The 3,597-nt window shown below is 51.3% G+C and carries 4 protein-coding genes; all 4 read left to right on the top strand.

Annotated elements, in window-relative coordinates; genetic code table 11:
• On the top strand, positions 1-210 hold a 210-nt coding region (locus tag ACTG33_RS16650; protein WP_439136341.1), incomplete at its 5' end, for a type 4a pilus biogenesis protein PilO.
• Between the two features lie 8 nt (positions 211-218).
• Positions 219-746 (top strand): pilus assembly protein PilP, encoded by a 528-nt coding sequence (locus tag ACTG33_RS16655; RefSeq protein ID WP_439136342.1) that lies wholly within the window; start codon positions 219-221, stop codon positions 744-746.
• 5 nt (positions 747-751) lie between these two features.
• Positions 752-2,914: a type IV pilus secretin PilQ gene (gene pilQ, locus ACTG33_RS16660; RefSeq protein ID WP_439136343.1), complete on the top strand. Its 2,163-nt coding sequence runs from the start codon at positions 752-754 to the stop codon at positions 2,912-2,914.
• Positions 2,915-3,045: 131 nt separating this feature from the next.
• Positions 3,046-3,564, top strand: a complete 519-nt coding sequence (gene aroK, locus ACTG33_RS16665) for a shikimate kinase AroK (RefSeq protein ID WP_439136344.1) — start codon at positions 3,046-3,048, stop codon at positions 3,562-3,564.
• The last annotated feature ends 33 nt before the right edge of the window (positions 3,565-3,597 follow it).

A 3,597-nucleotide genomic window follows, 5' to 3' on the forward strand; every position in this document is an offset into this window, starting at 1 on the left:
AAGCGTGGCGAGTTCTACGTGGAATTACCTATTTCCATCAAGGTGCGCGGGCCTTACCACGACTTTGGTGTCTTCGTCAGTGGTGTGGCAGGAATGCCGCGGATTGTGACTTTGCATAATTACAGCATCACCAAATCAAAAGCTGATGGCATGCTGGATATGACCATTTTGGCCAAGACCTACAGATACAAGAGTGAGGGCAGCAAATGATTGTTTCGTTGAATTGGCCTCGTTGTCTTGGTTTGGTTGTGGCGGTGATGACTTTGTCTGCGTGCAGTGGCTCATCGAATCAGGACCTGAAAGATTTTATTGAGGATACCAAGCGTCGTCCGGCAGGTCAAATTGAGCCTCTGCCGCCGTTTGTTCCCTTTCAGAGCTTCAGTTACAGCGCGATGATGGAAAGAGCCCCGTTCGATCCGCCGGTGGAAGATCTTGATCTGTTGATTATGGGTAAGACTACCAATGTGAAGCCGGATACCAGTCGGGAAAAAGAATTTCTGGAAGGGTTTAATATTGCGTCGCTGACGATGGTTGGCACCATTGAACAGAATGGCATCTTGTGGGCATTGATTAATGATGGCCAGGGGGGAATCCATCGGGTGACGCAGGGTAACCATATTGGAAAAAATTACGGTCGGATTGTGGCGACCTCAAAACGTCAGATAGACATTATAGAAATTGTGCCCAATGGCGCGGATGGATGGGTTGAACGCCCTCAAGTCATACAAATTGCGGAGAAGGAATAACAACCATGCTAACAATGCATCTTAAGCGAAAAATGGGGGCTGCCGCGGCGATGATCGGGGCTTTGATGCTGACCGTCTTCTCCGCAGCTTCAGCGAGTACCTTGCAGGACGTCCGCTTTGCGGAGCTGCCCGGTGATCGGTTTGAAGTGCGTATGGGGTTTGATTCACAGCCTGAAAAGCCAACCGGTTACACCATCGAACAGCCTGCGCGAATCGTGCTTGATTTTGAAGGTGTCGACAACGGCCTGGCGCAACGCAAATTCCCGCTGTCTTTTGATAATGCCAAATCGGCGGTGGTGTTAAGCAGCGCTGACCGCACCCGTTTGATCCTGAATCTCGCTGAACTCAGTGCATACAATACCCGGGAAGAGGGTAATGAGCTGGTTATTGAGGTGGGTACTCAGTCGGCTGGCAGCAGTTCTCTGGCGAGCAGCGACAGGGTTGAACGCTCTGTTTCTTCGAGTGCTTCTCCTCGTGTCAGCAGTTCATCGCAGGGTATTAATGATATTGACTTTCGCCGTGGTGAAAACGGAGAGGGTAAGGTTATTGTTCAGCTGAGCGACCCCTCGGTGAATATTGATGTGGTTCAGCACGCAAACGATGTTGAAATTACCTTCCTCAATACCCAGTTGCCACAATCGCTGCGCCGCAGCCTCGATGTGGTGGACTTTGCTACTCCGGTGACCTTTGTGGATGCCGATACGGATGGTAAAGACGTTAAGTTGAAGGATCGAGCAACCGGAGATTACGACTATCTGGCCTATCAGGCCGATGGAACCTACGTTGTCAGCGTGAAGCCATTGACCAAGCAGGAAGTTGCAGAGAAAAAGGCCCGCTTTGACTATGTGGGTGAAAAGCTGTCTTTGAACTTCCAGAACATCGAAGTGCGCTCCGTGTTGCAGTTGATCGCCGACTTCACCGAACTCAATCTGGTGGCCAGTGATACTGTGACGGGCAACATCACTTTGCGCCTGGATAATGTGCCTTGGGATCAGGCTCTGGATCTGGTGCTGAAGACCAAGGGGCTGGACAAGCGTCAGGTAGGTAACGTGATGATGGTTGCGCCCGCTGCCGAGATCGCTGAGCGCGAGCGTCAGGAGCTGGAAACTCAGAAGCAACTGCAAGAGTTGGCGCCATTGAGAACCGAGTACATTCGCGTCCGCTATGCCAGTGCTACTGAGCTGTTCAAACTCTTCGGTAAGCGTTCCGGCGGTGGTGGCGGTTTCGGTGGCTCCGGTGGTGATGGCGGCTCAACAGCCAGCATCCTCTCTGAGCGGGGCTCAGCAATTGTGGATGAGCGCACCAACTCCATTATTCTGACCGATACCGCGGACAAGATTGACGAGTTCAAGGCGTTGATTGAGCAGGTGGATATTCCAATTCGTCAGGTAATGATTGAGGCGCGGATTGTGATTGCCAACACCAACTTTGCCGAAGAAATGGGTATCAAGTGGGGCGCGATTGGGGTGGATACTCCGGGGAATTCCACCATTTCCGTGTCTGGTTCTCAGGATGGTCTGGACAGTGATCCCGGCTCACCAGGCGAGTTCTTCTTTGGTGGCGGTACCACTGACCTGGAAGAAAACCTGATGGTCGATCTTGGCCTTAGTAATCCGGCGGGCAGCTTCGCCATGAGTTTCCTGAACGACAATGTGTTGCTGAGCATGGAAATCTCGGCGCTGGAAGATTCCGGTTATGCGGAAATTGTTTCCCAGCCTAAAGTTATCACTGGAGACAAGCAAAAAGCCCACATTGAGTCCGGTACCGAGATTCCTTATCAGGAGGCCTCTTCCAGTGGTGCTACTTCTACTTCCTTTAAAGAAGCTGTGTTGAAGCTGGATGTGACGCCTCAGATTACACCAGATGACAACATCATTATGGATCTGAAGGTGAATCAGGATTCCATTGGTGCGATTGACACTGCCAGTGGTATTCCTACGATTGATGTGACCGAGCTGCAAACCCAGGTGCTGGTCGCCAATGGTCAGACGGTGGTGCTGGGTGGTATCTTCCAAACCGAACAGGTTACCGGGCAGTCCAAGGTACCGTTCCTGGGGGATCTGCCTTATATGGGTCGCTTGTTCCGCCAGGACACCAAGAGTGAAACCAAGCGTGAACTGTTGATCTTCATTACGCCAAAAATTCTGACGGATGCAACGGTTAAATAAATAAGGATTAAGTTAACAGCGGGTAAGTAGTAAACTCAGCTGAGCTGAAATCCGGATCACTTTTGGCGCAATGAAAAGCTCTTTCATTGCGCCATTCTCTTTTTATAGTCTTAGGAATTGGTAAGTAGTCGATGTCTCAAAGTATTGTTCTGGTCGGCCCCATGGGTGCCGGCAAGTCTACCATCGGTAAATTACTTGCCGGCATCCTCCATTTACCATTTTCCGACAGTGATCGGGTGATTGAAGATCGCACCGGCGCGGATATTCCCTGGATTTTTGATGTGGAAGGCGAGGATGGATTCCGTCTGCGCGAGACCGCTGTGTTGAAAGATCTGCTGGCAGGTGATCCTATGGTGTTAGCTACCGGCGGTGGCATTGTCATGCGGGATGAAAATCGCACGATGCTGAAAGGTGACAGTGTGGTGGTTTATCTCACCGCGTCTGTCGATCAGCTGGTAGAGCGCACCTACAAAGATAAAAAGCGGCCTCTGTTGCAAGTGGCTGATCCTGAGGCGAAAATTCGCGAACTGATTGCTCATCGAGACCCTCTGTATCAGGAGGTTTCGGATATCGTTATCCAGACCGACCGCAGAGGGCCGAAAGCGGTAGCTCAGGAAATTGCCCTGCGCTACCAAGAGCGTAACGACTAACCACTGCAGTTCAGGCTCAGTGTGGTAAACTGC

The sequence above is a fragment of the Pseudomaricurvus sp. genome, assembly GCF_965662505.1.
GTDB lineage: Bacteria > Pseudomonadota > Gammaproteobacteria > Pseudomonadales > Cellvibrionaceae > Pseudomaricurvus.

Coding starts and splice junctions, on each gene's coding strand:
- pilQ (WP_439136343.1), top strand. CDS start 752: ATGCTAACAATGCATCTTAAGCGAAAAATGGGGGCTGCCGCGGCGATG.
- aroK (WP_439136344.1), top strand. CDS start 3,046: ATGTCTCAAAGTATTGTTCTGGTCGGCCCCATGGGTGCCGGCAAGTCT.